At 43.3% G+C, this 17,066-nt stretch carries 12 protein-coding genes and 3 rRNA genes; 7 read left to right on the top strand and 8 right to left on the bottom strand.

Annotated elements, in window-relative coordinates; all coding sequences use genetic code 11:
- Positions 1-49: 49 nt before the first annotated feature.
- The 3 genes from rrf to C727_RS0103995 all read right to left on the bottom strand — a co-directional run bounded on the left by rrf (position 50) and on the right by C727_RS0103995 (position 4,931).
- Positions 50-163: ribosomal RNA gene (gene rrf, locus C727_RS0104005) — 5S ribosomal RNA — on the bottom strand.
- Between the two features lie 100 nt (positions 164-263).
- A 23S ribosomal RNA gene (locus C727_RS0104000) occupies positions 264-3,137 on the bottom strand.
- A 266-nt stretch (positions 3,138-3,403) separates the two neighbouring features.
- A 16S ribosomal RNA gene (locus C727_RS0103995) occupies positions 3,404-4,931 on the bottom strand.
- The 16S, 23S and 5S rRNA genes sit together here, the layout of an rRNA operon.
- Positions 4,932-5,468: 537 nt before the next feature.
- On the opposite strand from C727_RS0103995, the gene C727_RS0103990 reads away from it, so the two are divergent.
- On the top strand, positions 5,469-5,933 hold the full coding sequence (locus tag C727_RS0103990; RefSeq protein ID WP_017444334.1) for an RNA recognition motif domain-containing protein: 465 nt from the start codon (positions 5,469-5,471) through the stop codon (positions 5,931-5,933).
- Positions 5,934-5,957: 24 nt separating this feature from the next.
- Here C727_RS0103990 and C727_RS0103985 read toward each other — a convergent pair whose 3' ends face one another.
- Positions 5,958-7,088, bottom strand: a complete 1,131-nt coding sequence (locus tag C727_RS0103985) for a DUF5610 domain-containing protein (RefSeq protein WP_017444333.1) — start codon at positions 7,086-7,088, stop codon at positions 5,958-5,960.
- 130 nt (positions 7,089-7,218) lie between these two features.
- Between C727_RS0103985 and trmA the strand changes: the two genes are divergently transcribed.
- Positions 7,219-8,319: a tRNA (uridine(54)-C5)-methyltransferase TrmA gene (gene trmA, locus C727_RS0103980; protein WP_017444332.1), complete on the top strand. Its 1,101-nt coding sequence runs from the start codon at positions 7,219-7,221 to the stop codon at positions 8,317-8,319.
- A gap of 310 nt (positions 8,320-8,629) precedes the next feature.
- Here the strand turns inward: trmA and fabR are convergent, their stop codons facing one another.
- Entirely contained in the window at positions 8,630-9,259 is a 630-nt protein-coding gene (fabR, locus tag C727_RS0103975; RefSeq protein ID WP_017444331.1) for an HTH-type transcriptional repressor FabR, read from the bottom strand.
- A 114-nt stretch (positions 9,260-9,373) separates the two neighbouring features.
- On the opposite strand from fabR, the gene C727_RS0103970 reads away from it, so the two are divergent.
- Together C727_RS0103970 and sthA are read left to right on the top strand one after the other, a co-directional pair.
- Positions 9,374-10,498, top strand: a complete 1,125-nt coding sequence (locus C727_RS0103970; RefSeq protein WP_017444330.1) for a fatty acid desaturase — start codon at positions 9,374-9,376, stop codon at positions 10,496-10,498.
- A gap of 107 nt (positions 10,499-10,605) precedes the next feature.
- Complete coding sequence (sthA, locus tag C727_RS0103965; RefSeq protein ID WP_017444329.1) at positions 10,606-12,045, top strand: Si-specific NAD(P)(+) transhydrogenase; 1,440 nt, start codon at positions 10,606-10,608, stop codon at positions 12,043-12,045.
- A gap of 85 nt (positions 12,046-12,130) precedes the next feature.
- On the opposite strand, the gene hemE is transcribed toward sthA, so the two are convergent.
- Positions 12,131-13,201 carry a uroporphyrinogen decarboxylase gene (gene hemE / locus C727_RS0103960; RefSeq protein ID WP_026052546.1) on the bottom strand — a complete coding sequence of 357 codons (1,071 nt, stop codon included), beginning with the start codon at positions 13,199-13,201 and terminating at the stop codon, positions 12,131-12,133.
- Positions 13,202-13,356: 155 nt separating this feature from the next.
- Complete coding sequence (nudC, locus tag C727_RS0103955; protein ID WP_017444327.1) at positions 13,357-14,181, bottom strand: NAD(+) diphosphatase; 825 nt, start codon at positions 14,179-14,181, stop codon at positions 13,357-13,359.
- A 142-nt stretch (positions 14,182-14,323) separates the two neighbouring features.
- Between nudC and C727_RS0103950 the strand changes: the two genes are divergently transcribed.
- Complete coding sequence (locus tag C727_RS0103950; RefSeq protein WP_017444326.1) at positions 14,324-14,800, top strand: Rsd/AlgQ family anti-sigma factor; 477 nt, start codon at positions 14,324-14,326, stop codon at positions 14,798-14,800.
- 104 nt (positions 14,801-14,904) lie between these two features.
- Here the strand turns inward: C727_RS0103950 and C727_RS0103945 are convergent, their stop codons facing one another.
- On the bottom strand, positions 14,905-15,678 hold the full coding sequence (locus tag C727_RS0103945) for a BamJ family beta-barrel-assembly machinery protein (protein WP_017444325.1): 774 nt from the start codon (positions 15,676-15,678) through the stop codon (positions 14,905-14,907).
- Between the two features lie 171 nt (positions 15,679-15,849).
- Here C727_RS0103945 and C727_RS0103940 point away from each other — a divergent pair, with 171 nt between their 5' ends.
- Positions 15,850-16,851, top strand: coding sequence for a WD40 repeat domain-containing protein (locus C727_RS0103940; protein WP_081579176.1), 1,002 nt, complete (start codon positions 15,850-15,852; stop codon positions 16,849-16,851).
- Entirely contained in the window at positions 16,841-17,059 is a 219-nt protein-coding gene (locus C727_RS0103935; protein ID WP_017444323.1) for a SlyX family protein, read from the top strand. Before C727_RS0103940 ends, C727_RS0103935 begins: the two co-directional genes overlap by 11 nt.
- The last annotated feature ends 7 nt before the right edge of the window (positions 17,060-17,066 follow it).

Genomic DNA, 17,066 nt, shown 5'->3' with positions numbered 1-17,066 from the left:
GCAGGTATAAAAAAAGCCCTGAGTATTCACTCAGGGCTTCGAAGGAGAAGCCTGACGGTGTGCTACTCTCACATGGGAAACCCCACACTACCATCGCCGCTATTGTGTTTCACTTCTGAGTTCGAAATGGATCAGGTGGTTCCACAATGCTATCGCCGTCAGGCATAAACTGGTCACAATCTTGATTGTAGTTTTAAATTTGTTCGCTTTATTCTGTTTTTCGCTTTCGCTTCGAGTTTAACCCAATAAACATTTGGCGTTGTATGGTTAAGCCGCACGGGCAATTAGTATTGGTTAGCTCAATGCCTCACAGCACTTACACACCCAACCTATCAACCTTGTAGTCTACAAGGGCCCTACAGGACCTCTAGGGTCTGTGAAAACTCATCTTGGGGCTCGCTTCCCGCTTAGATGCTTTCAGCGGTTATCGATTCCGAACTTAGCTACCCGGCAATGCTCTTGGCAGAACAACCGGAACACCAGAGGTTCGTCCACTCCGGTCCTCTCGTACTAGGAGAAGCCCCCCTCAATTCTCAAACGCCCACGGCAGATAGGGACCGAACTGTCTCACGACGTTCTAAACCCAGCTCGCGTACCACTTTAAATGGCGAACAGCCATACCCTTGGGACCGACTTCAGCCCCAGGATGTGATGAGCCGACATCGAGGTGCCAAACACCGCCGTCGATATGAACTCTTGGGCGGTATCAGCCTGTTATCCCCGGAGTACCTTTTATCCGTTGAGCGATGGCCCTTCCATTCAGAACCACCGGATCACTATGACCTGCTTTCGCACCTGCTCGACGTGTCTGTCTCGCAGTTAAGCTGGCTTATGCCATTGCACTAACCGTACGATGTCCGACCGTACTTAGCCAACCTTCGTGCTCCTCCGTTACTATTTGGGAGGAGACCGCCCCAGTCAAACTACCCACCAGGCAGTGTCCCTGACCCAGATGATGGGCCGAGGTTAGAACATCAAACATACAAGGGTGGTATTTCAAGGATGGCTCCACAACATCTAGCGACGCTGATTCATAGCCTCCCACCTATCCTACACATGTAGGTTCAATGTTCACTGCCAAGCTGTAGTAAAGGTTCACGGGGTCTTTCCGTCTAGCCGCGGGTACACTGCATCTTCACAGCAAGTTCAATTTCACTGAGTCCCGGGTGGAGACAGCGTGGCCATGATTACACCATTCGTGCAGGTCGGAACTTACCCGACAAGGAATTTCGCTACCTTAGGACCGTTATAGTTACGGCCGCCGTTTACCGGGGCTTCGATCAAGAGCTTCTCCATATGGATAACCCCATCAATTAACCTTCCGGCACCGGGCAGGTGTCACACCCTATACGTCTTCTTTCGAATTAGCAGAGTGCTGTGTTTTTAATAAACAGTTCCAGCCACCTGGTTACTTCGACCACCTCTCGCTCCAGACGTTAAGCCTTTCACAATAACGTGGCGTACCTTCTCCCGAAGTTACGGTACTATTTTGCCTAGTTCCTTCACCCGGGTTCTCTCAAGCGCCTTAGTATTCTCTACCTGACCACCTGTGTCGGTTTGGGGTACGGTTTTTATTGACCTGAAGCTTAGAAGATTTTCCTGGAAGCCGGGCATCAACTGCTTCGTATCCGTAGATACTCGTCTCAGTTCTCAGTCTTAAGGGCCCGGATTTGCCTAAGCCCTCAACCTACAACTTTTCACTTGGACAACCATCGCCAAGCCAGTTTAGCCTTCTCCGTCTCTCCATCGCAGTCAATAAAAGTACGGGAATATTAACCCGTTTCCCATCGATTACGGCTTTCGCCCTCACCTTAGGGGCCGACTTACCCTGCCCTGATTAGCATGGGACAGGAAACCTTGGTCTTTCGGCGAGCGGGTTTTTCACCCGCTTTATCGTTACTCATGTCAGCATTCGCACTTCTGATATGTCCAGCATGCTTTACAACACACCTTCATCCACTTACAGAACGCTCCCCTACCACTTAATCTAAGATTAAATCCGCAGCTTCGGTTACCAATTTAGCCCCGTTACATCTTCCGCGCAGGCCGACTCGACTAGTGAGCTATTACGCTTTCTTTAAAGGGTGGCTGCTTCTAAGCCAACCTCCTAGCTGTCTAAGCCTTCCCACATCGTTTCCCACTTAATTGGTATTTGGGACCTTAGCTGGCGGTCTGGGTTGTTGCCCTCTTCACGACGGACGTTAGCACCCGCCGTGTGTCTCCCGGATAGTACTCACTGGTATTCGGAGTTTGCAAAGGGTTGGTAAGTCGGGATGACCCCCTAGCCTTAACAGTGCTCTACCCCCAGTGGTATTCGTCCGAGGCGCTACCTAAATAGCTTTCGGGGAGAACCAGCTATCTCCCGGCTTGATTAGCCTTTCACTCCGACCCACAAGTCATCTCCTAACTTTTCAACGTTAGTGAGTTCGGTCCTCCAGTTGATGTTACTCAACCTTCAACCTGCCCATGGGTAGATCGCCGGGTTTCGGGTCTATACCTTGCAACTAAGCGCCCAGTTAAGACTCGCTTTCGCTACGGCTTCCCTATTCGGTTAACCTCGCTACAAAATATAAGTCGCTGACCCATTATACAAAAGGTACGCAGTCACTCCGAAGAGCTCCCACTGCTTGTACGTACACGGTTTCAGGTTCTATTTCACTCCCCTCACAGGGGTTCTTTTCGCCTTTCCCTCACGGTACTGGTTCACTATCGGTCAATTGGGAGTATTTAGCCTTGGAGGATGGTCCCCCCATCTTCAGTCAGGATATCACGTGTCCCGACCTACTTAATATGTAAGCTTAAGTCTTTCGCATACAGGGCTGTCACCTGCTATGGCCAAACTTTCCAGAATGTTCTGCTGGACTTAATCTTATCGGCTGCACCGATTTCGCTCGCCGCTACTTTCGGTATCTCGGTTGATTTCTTTTCCTCGGGGTACTTAGATGTTTCAGTTCTCCCGGTTCGCTTCTTAATGCTATATATTCACATTAAGATACCCTAAAAGGGTGGGTTGCCCCATTCGGAAATCTATAACTCATGCGTCTTTTATCGACTCGTCATAGCTTATCGCAGATTAACACGTCCTTCATCGCCTCCAATTGCCAAGGCATCCACCGTGCACGCTTAGTCACTTAACCATACAACCCGAATGTTTATCAGGTTATACAATAAGCACCATCGTTTATTGAATACTTGGTCTTGCTTGATCAAACTCGTTTCAGTTTTAAATTGAACAAATTTAATTCTCTATTAGAGATATTTACTACAATCCAGATTGTTAAAGAGCAGGTGATTGATATCACTGCAAAATGATTAACATTCACTTTGCGCTGATATCAATAGCTTTATATTTAGTAACCCATTATTTATCTGTGTGAACACTCAGCACTTTAAATAGCATCGTTAAGGAGGTGATCCAGCCCCAGGTTCCCCTAGGGCTACCTTGTTACGACTTCACCCCAGTCATGAACCACAAAGTGGTAAGCGCCCAATGTTAAGCTACCTACTTCTTTTGCAGCCCACTCCCATGGTGTGACGGGCGGTGTGTACAAGGCCCGGGAACGTATTCACCGCAGCATTCTGATCTGCGATTACTAGCGATTCCGACTTCATGGAGTCGAGTTGCAGACTCCAATCCGGACTACGAACAGCTTTAAGGGATCCGCTTACTCTCGCAAGTTCGCTTCCCTCTGTACTGTCCATTGTAGCACGTGTGTAGCCCATCCCGTAAGGGCCATGATGACTTGACGTCGTCCCCACCTTCCTCCGGTTTATCACCGGCAGTCTCCTTAGAGTCCCCAACTAAATGCTGGCAACTAAGGATAAGGGTTGCGCTCGTTGCGGGACTTAACCCAACATTTCACAACACGAGCTGACGACAGCCATGCAGCACCTGTCTCACAGTTCCCGAAGGCACAAGCATATCTCTACGCTCTCCTGTGGATGTCAAGGGATGGTAAGGTTCTTCGCGTTGCATCGAATTAAACCACATGCTCCACCGCTTGTGCGGGCCCCCGTCAATTCATTTGAGTTTTAACCTTGCGGCCGTACTCCCCAGGCGGTCTACTTATCGCGTTAGCTGCGCTACGCACGTCTTAAAGACACACACAGCAAGTAGACATCGTTTACGGCGTGGACTACCAGGGTATCTAATCCTGTTCGCTACCCACGCTTTCGCACCTCAGTGTCAGTAATGGGCCAGGGGGCCGCCTTCGCCACCGGTATTCCTTCAGATCTCTACGCATTTCACCGCTACACCTGAAATTCTACCCCCCTCTCCCTTACTCTAGACAGACAGTTCTGGATGCACGGCCGGAGTTGAGCTCCGGTTTTTCACAACCAGCTTATCTATCCACCTACGTGCGCTTTACGCCCAGTAATTCCGATTAACGCTCGCACCCTCCGTATTACCGCGGCTGCTGGCACGGAGTTAGCCGGTGCTTCTTCTGCAGTTAACGTCACAGATGATGGGTATTAACCAACACCCTTTCCTCACTGCTGAAAGTGCTTTACAACCCGAAGGCCTTCTTCACACACGCGGCATGGCTGCATCAGGCTTGCGCCCATTGTGCAATATTCCCCACTGCTGCCTCCCGTAGGAGTCTGGACCGTGTCTCAGTTCCAGTGTGGCTGATCATCCTCTCAAACCAGCTAGAGATCGTCGCCTTGGTGAGCCATTACCTCACCAACTAGCTAATCTCACTTGGGTTCATCTCGTCGCAAGAGCCTAAGCCCTCTTTAACCCGTAGGTATTATGCGGTATTAGCCATCGTTTCCAATGGTTATCCCCCACAACGAGGCAGATCCCCAAGCATTACTCACCCGTCCGCCGCTCGACGCCGAATAGCAAGCTATTCTCGTTTCCGCTCGACTTGCATGTGTTAGGCCTGCCGCCAGCGTTCAATCTGAGCCATGATCAAACTCTTCAAAAAAAGTTTTAATCTTTGCTTCAATCGTACTGAATTGACTGTTTAGTCACTCAATCAACTGAATAATTTTTTGTCTATTCAAATGATGCGAGTGCCCACACAGATAAATAAGGTTACCAAATTTTTAAAGAACATTTTGCTTGAGCGCTTGTTTTAAACTGCTCAAGTGAGGCGCGCATTTTACGCTTCTCAAGTTGCTTGTCAAGCCTTTATTTTCAATCGTTTAAAACTTTTTAGTTTGAGCCGATTGGGCTTAACTTGCGTCGCTTTGCTTCTCGGCGTTTGTTGCCGTGTCGCTGCGTTGTGGGGGCGCATTATAGAGAGATATTTCATAGCGTCAACCATTTTTTAGAATTCTTTTTAAAAAAGTTTTTCTTGGATGAAAAACCATCCAAATTCGCTATATTAAAACCTTACAAGTGCTTTTTTCGGCTTGTTTTTGCATTAAATGTACAATAACTAAACATTTTATTGTATTTTACTCATTCGTCAGAAATTCTTCATAAAAAAGAAAAGTATAAATTTTTGTTTGAGGTACGCATGTCAAATCACATTGTTAAACAAGCTACGGTACTGACTCTTGTTGTATTAGTCAGTTTTTTTGCACTCCCCGCTTTATCTTTACAAATAGAAAGTCACATATTGTTTAGTCTCGGGGTTATCCTTGGTGGCTTAATCTGTATATTTATGCCTAGCGGTGAATCCACCGACAGCCTTAGTGAAAAAGAAGCAGATTTAGTAAACGCTAAAACTTTATACGTAGGTAATCTTCCATATCGCACCAGTGAGGCCGAAGTAAAAGAAGTCTTTTCTGCTTTTGGTAAAGTATTAACAGTTCGTTTAGTCCGCGATAGAAATACTGGTAAGAAAAAAGGATTTGGTTTTGTAGAAATGGAAGAGAACGGAGCCGACGACGCTATTGCGAAGTTGAATGATACTGAATTTCAACAGCGCACGTTGAAAGTTCGCGAAGCTCGTACTCGCGCAACTAGAGATGGTGATTAAGTTTCAGGTAGTTAGAGCGTCTAACTATGACTGACGCTCTAATAATTGACCATTAAAATGATTAAAATGGTTCACAGCTTCAATTAATTCATTCCCTTTCAAATCAAACTGCTCTGCAAACAAATGCCTCACTAACTGCTCTTTCTGATTTTTGTCAAAGGTTTTGTCTAATCCCCTAACTACATCCGTTAATTTATCCAAATATTCTTTAACTTCTGTTTTTATTCCATCCGGTACCATTGATTTTGGTTGATATGCACTCACTGATACGCTTTTGGTACTAAAAGCTAAATTAGCAGACGCTATTTGCGACTCATCTAAACCGACCGCTTTAGCTTGTTCAAGCGCATTTTTTAAGTTTCCATCCCAAAAAGACTGACCGATTTCATTCATTTGTTTAAACAGAGATTCAATGCTACTTTTTTCTTCGTCATTCAAATCACCTTCGACTGTCAGCTGAAACAAACTGCCCCATGTTTGCCGTCCAGTCTGAGTTAACTGACCGTCAGCCAAAGCGGCATTTTGGTACTCTAATTGAGTAAACTGGCTTAGCGATACAAAAACCTTATCCCCTTCATTAGTCACTAATTCAAACTTACTTACCGAAGACTGTTTTGAAATAGTGTTAAATACCTCACCTTGTTCCACTGTTTCGCCAAATAATTTTTCTTTTAAATGACCAATGCGTTCAAAAAGTCCTTTATGTGCTTGTTTGATGCCAAGCGCAAGATCTGACTCCTCATCATCTTTGACACCCAATATCTTTTTAGCTTGGCTTACGCCATCATCCACCCCTTGTCGAGCTTGCGTGAGCATTTTTAACAATTGATCATCTTGAGCGCCGCTCTCTTTAGCCGCTAGAATACGAGATTCTACAAAACTCATAACATTATCGATCACAGCTTCAAAATCAAATAAGCTTTCGTTCTTTTCTTTGATAGCTTCTGGATCTGGCATCTCGGCCCGACTCGGCGTTTCAAATTGACCACTAATACTTTCTTGAAGCACTCTTTGTGCATATCGATAAACCGCTAAATCACTTAGGTTTGCAACATCTTGTTCAACACTTTTTGCTTCGATTTGGCTAGCCTGTTCTGAACGTTTAGTCGGCCATTTGACATCACTTGTTAATCCGTCTAACTTTTGTATGTCCACATTTGATTCCTCCAAGGGTAGTTGTATATTATCGTTATCGGACAGCACTGATTAAAATTTAGCCTTTTTTTTGTAATTGTCGGACTCTGTCAAAATAAAGTACAATACAAGTTTTTGGTAGAAACCCCGCATGCGTGTAGATCAAATTGACCCAAGCCAGTATCGCCCTCTATTAGACGACAAAATTTCAAAAACGCTGACTTATTTTGGTGGCTTGGAGCTACCTGCCCCCAAAATCGTTGAGTCACCTTGTGAAAACTACCGCTTGCGTGCTGAGTTTAGAGTCTGGCATCAGGACGATGATTGTTATTACATTATGTTTGATCCTAAAACCAAAGAAAAATTTCGAGTAGACTATTATTTACCCGGGGCCACCTTACTCAATAGCTTAATGCAAGAAGTGAAAGCATTTGTTTTAAAAACACCGCAACTCAAACACAAATTATACCAAGTTGATTTTTTAACAACACTCAGCGGTGAAGCGCTTGTCAGTTTGATTTACCATAAAAAGCTCGAACAAGCATGGTTAGATGCTGCTGCTGAACTCAAAGCCAAATTAAACACAGTTGCCCCCACTCATATTATCGGTCGCTCACGCAAACAGAAACTCGTGATGGATCAAGATTATGTTACAGAGCAATTCTGTTTAGATGGTAAACACTATCGCTATCAACAGATTGAAAATACCTTCACTCAACCCAATGGCTATATTAATTTGCAAATGTTGCAATGGGCTCGTGAGATGAGTGCCAACGCTGATGGGGATTTATTAGAACTTTATTGCGGCAATGGCAACTTTAGCTTAGCGCTCGCCGATAAATATAATCGTGTATTGGCTACAGAAATTGCTAGACCTTCGGTGCGCTCAGCCAATGTAAATTTGGCTGAAAATCAAATTAACAATGTGGTGATTGGTCAATCATCGGCCGAAGATTTTTCAGCTGCATATTTTGAAGGAAAGAGCGTTAAGTCGCTAAAAGGTATTGAGCTTAATAGTTACCAGTTCTCAACAATTTTGGTCGATCCTCCCAGAGCAGGTTTAGACAAAGAAACTATTCAACTGGTGAGTCGTTTTGACAGGATCATTTATATTTCTTGTAATCCAGAAACTTTAGCAGACAACCTAAGGCAAATCTGCGCGACCCATAAAATAGAAAACCTATGCTTTTTTGACCAGTTTCCTTACACGCACCATATCGAAACTGGGGTTTGTCTTAGTCGTATTAAATAATAAAGTGAACTAAATCAAAATCAGTCGTGCCGCATATTTAGGTGATGGTGACTTTTATCATCGCCTTGCTTTTTTAACCAGTCCGACGGCCATTACTAACGGGACCGGCCCATACTTAATGCCATAGGCTACCTTCACTAGGGTTCAGATTTATTAGTAAATACGCCATTAAGCATAAGTAGCCGTTGAAAATGGCGCCAATAATATACTGTGGTTTACATAGATGAATTTGTGAGGCTGAAATTTGGAGAAACATATTCCTTGCTCATTCGGTTAACTTTTACACTAGGTTGCTGTGTCTGACCTCTGTTTATTTAACAACCAAGGTTTCAGTTTGAGCCTTTACGGTGCTCGTGCGTGCGCCCATCACAATAAACCTTAATTGCAGATACAAACGCTGAGAAATCTTTTCGCGCTCAACCGCATTCAGATCAATTGCTTCACCTCCTGCGTTAAATACCAACTTAACCATAGCATCGGCCTGCAAAACTGCAATGTCATTAGTACATTTTTGAGAGTGACAAATATAATCAGCTAACTCAGCGATAAAGTGTTCGATTTCGCGTAATACTGCCAGTCGAAAATCGGCCGATGTGCCACTGCGAGCCTGCAACAAAATTCTAAAAGCGCCTTCATTTGTTTGCAAAAACTCCATAAAGGTATCCACTGAGGTAATAATCACAGAACCCTGCTCCGCAATACGCTGGCGGGCTTGTCGCATCAATTGGCGTAACAACAGACCACCCTCATCCACCAAAGTTAAACCTAGCTCATCTAAGTCTTTAAAATGCCGGTAGAATGAAGTGGGTGCTATACCAGCCTCTCGAGCAACCTCACGTAAACTTAAATTAGAAAAATTTTTATCCGCTGATAATTGTGCAAAGGCAGCTTGGATGATAGCTCTGCGCGTTCGCTCTTTTTGCAGCGCTCTAATCCCCATTTTAACATTCTCCAAACAAAGGACTTAAAAAACTTGATATTATACATTAATCCCCTAAAATCGAGCGCACAAGTGTACGCTGTAATTATTCACTCTTGATTTTAGAGGTTATTAATGAACAAAGCCCCGATAGTATGGGTCAATGTGCTCGTTTTTTCTGTTTCTTTTTTACTCGCTGCCACGCTCGTTCCATGGTACGCCATCCGTTATGGTTTTACTGGCGGCGAAATAATTGCCGGTATTCTCTGCCTTGGCTACTCGGGCATGTCCATTACCGCAGGTTACCATAGGCTATGGTCACACAAAACTTACCAGGCACATGCTGTGATCCGCTTTTTTTATGCAATAGGTGGTGCTTTTGCATTGCAAAACAGCATATTACATTGGGCCTCTGATCATAGAAATCATCATAAACATGTCGATGTTAATGGCAAAGATCCCTATTCTGCCAAACAAGGCTTTTGGTTTTCACACATTGGCTGGATGTTACGGGAATACCAAGGTGAGAACTACCGGAACTATGACAACGTACGTGATCTGCAAAAAGATAAAATTGTTATGTGGCAGCATAAACACTATCTGACCTTAGTATTCACAACCAATATTGGCATACCCTTATTATTAGGCCTAATCTCAGGCAATATGTTGGCGATGTTTTTACTGGCTGGTTTATTAAGACTGGTATTAAGTCATCACTTTACCTTTTTTATCAACTCGCTCGCACACATTTGGGGGAAACAGACCTACTCGCAAAAACACACAGCTCGGGATAATCATTGGCTGGCATTATTAACTTATGGAGAAGGATATCACAACTTTCACCATACCTTTGAATACGACTATCGTAATGGCATTAAATGGTGGCAATTTGATCCAACCAAGTGGTTTATCAAAGCCGCAAGCTGGTTTGGACTGACAAGCAAACTCAGAGTAACACCAGATGACCGCATCGAAAGAGTGCGTGTCGCCCAGCATTTAAACAGTATAAAATCAAAATTATCTGAAGATGATAAACATTCTGACATCTTAGCATTGCTCGAACAGGAATATGAATTACTCATTGAACACATGAATGCATTTTATGCTGCGCAGAAACGCTTGTTAGACATAAAACGTAAAAAAATTGTCAAAGATTATAAAAAAACAGACCTATATCATCAGGTACAAGATTTAAAAGTGCGTTTTGAAATTAAACAAAGGAACTTTTTAAACTTTGAACTCACTCTATCAGATGCGTAAATTGCATTATTAAAACACTCAGTTATCACTATATTGTAAATTTATCTAGAAGTGTCATTATGTTGCGTTAGAATGGAGTTAAGTTGGATAACACAGGAAGGTAACTCGTGGCAAACGCAGCAGCAAACACAGTGGATACAGTCACTGAAAATACGCAATTTGATTTTGATGCCATCGTCATTGGCACAGGTCCAGGCGGTGAAGGTGCCGCCATGGGCATGGTTAAAACAGGCATGTCAGTGGCCGTCATTGAGCGCCACAGCGCTGTTGGCGGTGGCTGTACTCACTGGGGAACAATTCCATCAAAAGCGCTAAGGCAATCAGTCTCTCAGTTAATACACTTTAATACTAACCCTTTATTTAGCGAAGCCGGCAGGGATAAAAGACTCACCTTTCCACAGATTTTAGGCCATGCTGAAGGGGTGATCCGGCAGCAAACTCGCCTACGAGCCGGTTTTTACGATAGAAATAGAGTCTCGCTGCTCACAGGTGAAGCTGCTTTTATCGATAAGCACACTATTGAAGTTACCCATGCTGATGGTTCAACACAAAAAATATCAGCTAAAACAATTGTGATAGCGACAGGATCGCGACCTTATCGCCCAAGCGACGTTGACTTTAATAGCCGTCGGATTTACGACAGTGATACAATTTTATCGCTTAAACATGACCCTCGTAGCATCATCATCTATGGTGCCGGTGTTATTGGCTCTGAGTACGCGAGTATCTTTCGAGGCTTAAGCGTTAAGGTCGACTTAATTAATACGCGAGAACGGCTGCTATCTTTTTTAGATAACGAGATCTCCGATGCACTCAGCTACCACTTAACTTACAATGGTGCCGTTATTCGCAACAGTGAAGAATATCAAAACATCAAAGAAGTAGACGACGGTGTCATTTTACAAACTAAATCAGGTAAAAGATTTAAAGCGGATTGTTTATTATTTGCAAATGGTCGAACTGGTAACACAGATAAGCTCAACTTAGCAGCAGTCGGCATTCAGGCGGATGGCCGTGGTCAACTTAAAGTAAATGAAAACTACCAAACCGAAGTGGATAATATCTACGCCGTTGGTGATGTGATTGGCTACCCTAGCTTAGCCAGTGCTGCTTATGATCAGGGCCGCATTGCCGCACAATCCATCTCAGAAGGCACTGCCCAAAGCAAGCTTATTGAAGATATCCCTACTGGTATTTATACCATTCCAGAAATCAGCTCTGTCGGTAAAACCGAACAAGAGTTAACTGCAGCCAAAATTCCTTACGAAGTGGGTAAAGCACAATTTAAACATTTGGCTCGTGCTCAAATCGGTGGTTCAACCATAGGTGGCTTAAAAATCTTATTCCATCCAGATAGCAAAGAGATTTTAGGCATTCATTGTTTTGGTACCGCTGCCTCTGAAATTGTCCACATCGGGCAAGCAATAATGCAGCAAAAGGGCAAAGCCAATACGGTTGAATATTTTATTACGACCACATTTAACTACCCAACCATGGCAGAAGCTTATCGAGTTGCAGCACTCAACGGACTCAACCGACTTTTTTAAAAGCGGAAAACAGTAACTTGTACTGTTTTCCGCATCCTGAACGTTTTTCATAAATCAACAACAAGAGGCGCATTCCGCCTCTTGTTTAGATACTTTGATGATAAATAGGACTGAGCTCAGTTACGGCTTTGATAAAAGCTTCCGCGTTTTCTGGTTTTACGTCTGGTGTAATGCCATGGCCTAGGTTAAATACGTGGCCTGGGCCACTACCATAACTATCTAAAATCAGTTGTACCTCTTCGCGTATCACATGAGCCGGAGCATATAGTGTATTTGGGTCCATATTGCCTTGCAACGCAACTTTATCGCCTACACGCCGACGTGCCTCACCAATATCGGTTGTCCAATCAACCCCGATGGCGTCACATCCAGTCTCTGCAATTAACTCTAACCATTGTCCACCGCCCTTAGTAAATAAAGTGACAGGAACTCGACCTGATGCTTGTTCTAAGTTAAGTCCAGCAACTATTTTAGCCATATAATCGAGTGAAAATGCTCTATAGTGGCGTGGCGACAATACCCCCCCCCAAGTATCGAATATCATGAGCGATTGAGCACCAGCATCAATTTGAGCATTCAAATATTCGATAACTGAGTCAGCCAGCTTATCTAATAATAGATGCAAAGCTTCCGGCGACTCAAAACCCATACGTTTAATTTTTGAAAAGGTTTTGCTACTTCCTCCCTCAACCATATAAGTCGCTAACGTCCAAGGACTACCAGAAAAACCGATTAACGGCACAGTCCCTTTTAACTCACGGCGGATGGTCGAAACTGCATTCATAACGTATTTTAAACTTTTTTCAGGGTCTGGAATTGGCAATGCTGCAATGTCATGCATGTTTTGCAAAGTATGACTAAACTTAGGCCCCTCGCCAGCTTCAAAATATAAACCCATACCCATTGCATCAGGGATGGTTAAAATGTCTGAAAATAAAATAGCAGCATCCAGCGGATATCGACGCAAGGGCTGTAAGGTGACTTCGCAAGCAAGCTCTGCATTCTTGCAAAGAGACATAAAGTCGCCCGCTTGTGCTCTCACTTCCCGATATTCAGGCAAATACCGACCTGCTTGTCGCATCATCCAAATAGGCGTTCGATCAACAGGACGCTTAGCTAAGGTGTCTAAATATCGAGTATTTTTAAGCTCAGTCATAAAAGTATCAATTCCAAAATGTAAAAATAAACGCAAACCCATTGTTACAAAATTATTAAATTAGATTTGCTTTGGTTAATTTAATTTGTTATAAAATATACGCTTTTTTAAAGCTCATATTATTAGAAGCCCAGCAGGGCTCGGTTAAATTATTCTCAAGCCTTACCTAGTAAGGCTTGTTTTTTTATTAAAGACTCTATTATTTGCCCTGCAATAGAATAGTAGCCTGGTGTCGCTGGTAAATCGGCTAAATTATACCAAGCTGCCTGCGAAATTTCTTTTTCATCAATTGTAATCTTGCCACCGGCATAATCTGCTACAAACCCTACCATCAACTGGTGCGGAAAAGGCCAAGGCTGACTGCCAAAATAACGAATATTTTTAACCTCAACGCCCACCTCTTCAAATACCTCGCGGGCAACAGCTTGTTCTAAAGTTTCTCCGGGTTCGACAAAACCGGCAAGAATTGAATAAAGCCCCGTTTTATTGCGCTTGCTACGTGCTAACAATATCCGATCGCCATCTACCACCGCCATAATGACACACGGGTGAACCTTAGGGTAACACCTATGCTGGCAAGGCTTACACTGCATAGCGATCTCCCAAGAAATCGCTTGCATGCGCTTACCACAGCGCCCACAAAATTTATGGGTTTGTAAAAAATGTTGAAACTGGACAGCTTTAGCAGCGTAAGCAGTGGTCTCTAATGGCCAATCAAACTCTTTCACAATGTCCATTAGCGAATAATAATTCACTGGTTGTTCTGGTGCTAGTACAACTTGGCTAATATCTACCATAAATACAGGTTGCCCACCAAGTTTACCAAGCGAGATCACTCGACGTTCATAATAACTGACAAACAACTCGTCCGCTGGCATCCACGGAAGTTGCCTGTTTGCATCCAACAAAAGTTGATCACCTCGAGTCACTAGCCAATAAGCAGCTTGGCTGAAGTCAGTATCAGCAGGAGAAATTAACATACTAATAAAAAGCCAGTTTTAGCAAAAAATAGCCTACAGACTAACAATTTTTGGATTCCTTTTCAGGTAAATATTGCAATTTGCAGGCTGATGTCGTTATATAGTGTTAAAGCAAATGAGCCAAAGAAGGTGAGGAATTATTATGTTGACCGATGTAAAAAAAGCTCAGCAGAAATATGGTGGGACGAATGCGACAATAGACAAGTGGTTGGCAGAAAGACGCGAGTTATTAGCCTCTTACTGCACACTAGCAGGTTTACCACCTTACGAAAAAGATAAAAGTTGTTTACCTTCTGCCGAGGAAGTACGCCGTTTTTGCCAAGTATTAGTTGACTATTTGTCAGCCGGCCATTTTGAAATTTATGACAATATTGTCTCTCAATGCACTAAAAACGGCGAAGAAAGCAAAAAGTTAGCAGACAGTTTATGGCCTAAAATTAATAAAACGACGGACTGGGCGCTAACGTTTGACGATACTTATGCCGAAATAACAGATGATGGCAACTGGGATAATTTTGATAAAGACTTATCGACCCTAGGACAAACACTGGAAGATAGATTTGCTTATGAAGATGAGTTAATTCATGCACTCGCAACTAAACATACCGAGGTCGCATAACAATTAATAGCTAAGGCTGTTGCCGAGCGGCCTTACTGAGTGACACAGACAAAAAAGGGGCTCATAGCCCCTTTTTTAATTTTAACCGTTAAAAACGCGTTAAATTAACCCTCTGAGCTTTCGTCAATACTGATCAGCTCAACATCAAAGACTAAAGTTGCAAATGGAGGGATGCTACCTGCACCTTGCTCACCGTAGGCTAAGTTATAAGGGATATAAAAACGGTATTTAGCACCAGGGCTCATTAACTGAACACCTTCTGTCCAACCTGGAATCACTCGGTTTAACGGGAACTGAGCGGGTTCGCCACGGTCAACTGAGCTGTCAAATTTAGTACCGTCAATTAAAGTACCAGTGTAATGAACAGTTACTGTATCTGTAGCCGCTGGCTTATCACCTTCGCCTTCAGTAATCACTTCATACTGTAAACCTGACTCAGTTACCTGTATACCGTCTTTTTTGGCATTTTCAGCTAAAAAAGTTTCGCCTTCTTGGCGCGCTTCTGCACCTTCAGCTTCGCGCTTAGCAGCTTCTAACTTTTGATGCTCTTTTTGCAATTCTTGCAATGCTGATTGAATTTCAGCCATTTCTAACGCTGGCTCACCGCCCATCGCGTCTTTAACACCTTGCTGAACCAACTCACTATCTAATGCGATACCAGCTGCATTAATTTGTTCAATAGTTGACTTTAATTGGCTACCAAAGTTTACACCTAAACCATAAGCCTGTTTTTCTACTAAGTTTTGCAATTTAACTGCCTCTTCTTGTTGAGTTTGCTGAGTCGCAGACACTTCTTCTGCAGGTTTTTGTGATTCTTGACCACAACCTGCTAATACTAAAGCGGCTGCCAGGGCACTCATAACGCCTAATTTTTGCATAAAAATAAAACTCCAATTTGCTTTGTACTATTTAATCATCGCAACAGGCTTTAATTAAACAGAATTATCCAGTGTTCCCGGATCCATATTGTTATCTGAACTACCTTGGCTCATAATAAGACCCAAAGCCTTTATACTAAAGGTATCAAAGCGATTAACAACTACAAATCGATGAAAATAGCATTGAACCTAGGGACATCCGGGCTACAAGTACTCGTTCTTTTTATTTTGAGCGCCTGTAGTCAACCAGAATCCAAGCCGCTGGTTCACTTTCAACATGCCAGCGAGGGTGAAATAAATAGTCACCTATCGCAGCAAGCAGAATGGCTGATCAGTCTGACACCATCAGGTAAAGCTGCTGTATGGCAGATACCATCTCGCAGTTTGACTTACCTTTGGCAACAAAGTTCAGAACCAAACACTCCGCTGATTCTTGCCGATATTTCTATCCATAAAAACTATGCTGTTACAGCCTCGCAGACTGAGTTCGCGTTATGGAATGTGCACAGTGGCAAAAATTTGGGTTACTGGCAAGTAAAAGATTCAAATATTCGTGATATAAGCCTTTCAAAAGCGGCTCAATGGCTTGCTGTTGGCTTAGATGATGGTCAAGTTCTACTTCTTAATATTAATAAAAACAAAACTTTATACTTAAAAAATCACAGTTCTGCAGTCACTAGCGTAAGTTTTAGTGCAAATGGCCAATTTTTAATCACAGCTAGCCAAGATCAAAACTTATTCATAATTGACTTAGCGACACAAAAAACACACTATCACTTACAGCTAGAGGGGCCTATCAAACGGGCTCAGTTCATTTCCGATCGATACTTTGCCGTATTCACGTTACAACAGGGGTATTTATATGATCTCAGCTTCAAAACCAATGCAATAACACTGCCGCTGCCAGAACAAAAAGCATTTATTACCGATGTCAGGCTATCTGCCAATCAAAAATGGCTTGCCGCCAGCGCTGCTAACCGAAAAGTGCTATTATGGCGCACAGAAGATGGCCAGCTGGTAAAAAACTGGTCGGTTAGTGCAAAAAACAACCGTTATTACGATGGTGCAACAGTCAACTCACTCGCGTTCAGCCAACAAAATGGCGAAACTTTAATAGTTACCTCTAGCACCACAGGTTTAACAGAATATTGGCAGGTACCGAATGGACAATGAAACTTTATCAATAAAAATTGACGATCTCGAAGCCCAGTTGGCATTTCAAGAAGATACTATTCAAGCGTTAAACCAAGCGTTAGTTTCGCAGCAGAAACAGATTAGTTTATTAAATAAACAACTTGAATTAATTGCCAAAAAACTACAAGATGCTCAACCAGAAGCCCTTATGCCACAAGCAATGGAGCCACCACCGCCTCATTATTAAAAGCATC

The organism is Gayadomonas joobiniege G7, assembly GCF_000300815.1.
Classification (GTDB): Bacteria; Pseudomonadota; Gammaproteobacteria; order Enterobacterales; family Alteromonadaceae; genus Catenovulum; species Catenovulum joobiniege.
The sequence above is the reverse complement of the archived record's forward strand: the minus strand, read 5'-3'. Positions and strand labels throughout refer to the sequence as shown.

Coding starts and splice junctions, on each gene's coding strand:
- C727_RS0103990 (WP_017444334.1), top strand. CDS start 5,469: ATGTCAAATCACATTGTTAAACAAGCTACGGTACTGACTCTTGTTGTA.
- trmA (WP_017444332.1), top strand. CDS start 7,219: ATGCGTGTAGATCAAATTGACCCAAGCCAGTATCGCCCTCTATTAGAC.
- fabR (WP_017444331.1), bottom strand. CDS start 9,259: ATGGGGATTAGAGCGCTGCAAAAAGAGCGAACGCGCAGAGCTATCATC.
- C727_RS0103970 (WP_017444330.1), top strand. CDS start 9,374: ATGAACAAAGCCCCGATAGTATGGGTCAATGTGCTCGTTTTTTCTGTT.
- hemE (WP_026052546.1), bottom strand. CDS start 13,201: ATGACTGAGCTTAAAAATACTCGATATTTAGACACCTTAGCTAAGCGT.
- nudC (WP_017444327.1), bottom strand. CDS start 14,181: ATGTTAATTTCTCCTGCTGATACTGACTTCAGCCAAGCTGCTTATTGG.
- C727_RS0103950 (WP_017444326.1), top strand. CDS start 14,324: ATGTTGACCGATGTAAAAAAAGCTCAGCAGAAATATGGTGGGACGAAT.
- C727_RS0103945 (WP_017444325.1), bottom strand. CDS start 15,678: ATGCAAAAATTAGGCGTTATGAGTGCCCTGGCAGCCGCTTTAGTATTA.
- C727_RS0103940 (WP_081579176.1), top strand. CDS start 15,850: ATGAAAATAGCATTGAACCTAGGGACATCCGGGCTACAAGTACTCGTT.
- C727_RS0103935 (WP_017444323.1), top strand. CDS start 16,841: ATGGACAATGAAACTTTATCAATAAAAATTGACGATCTCGAAGCCCAG.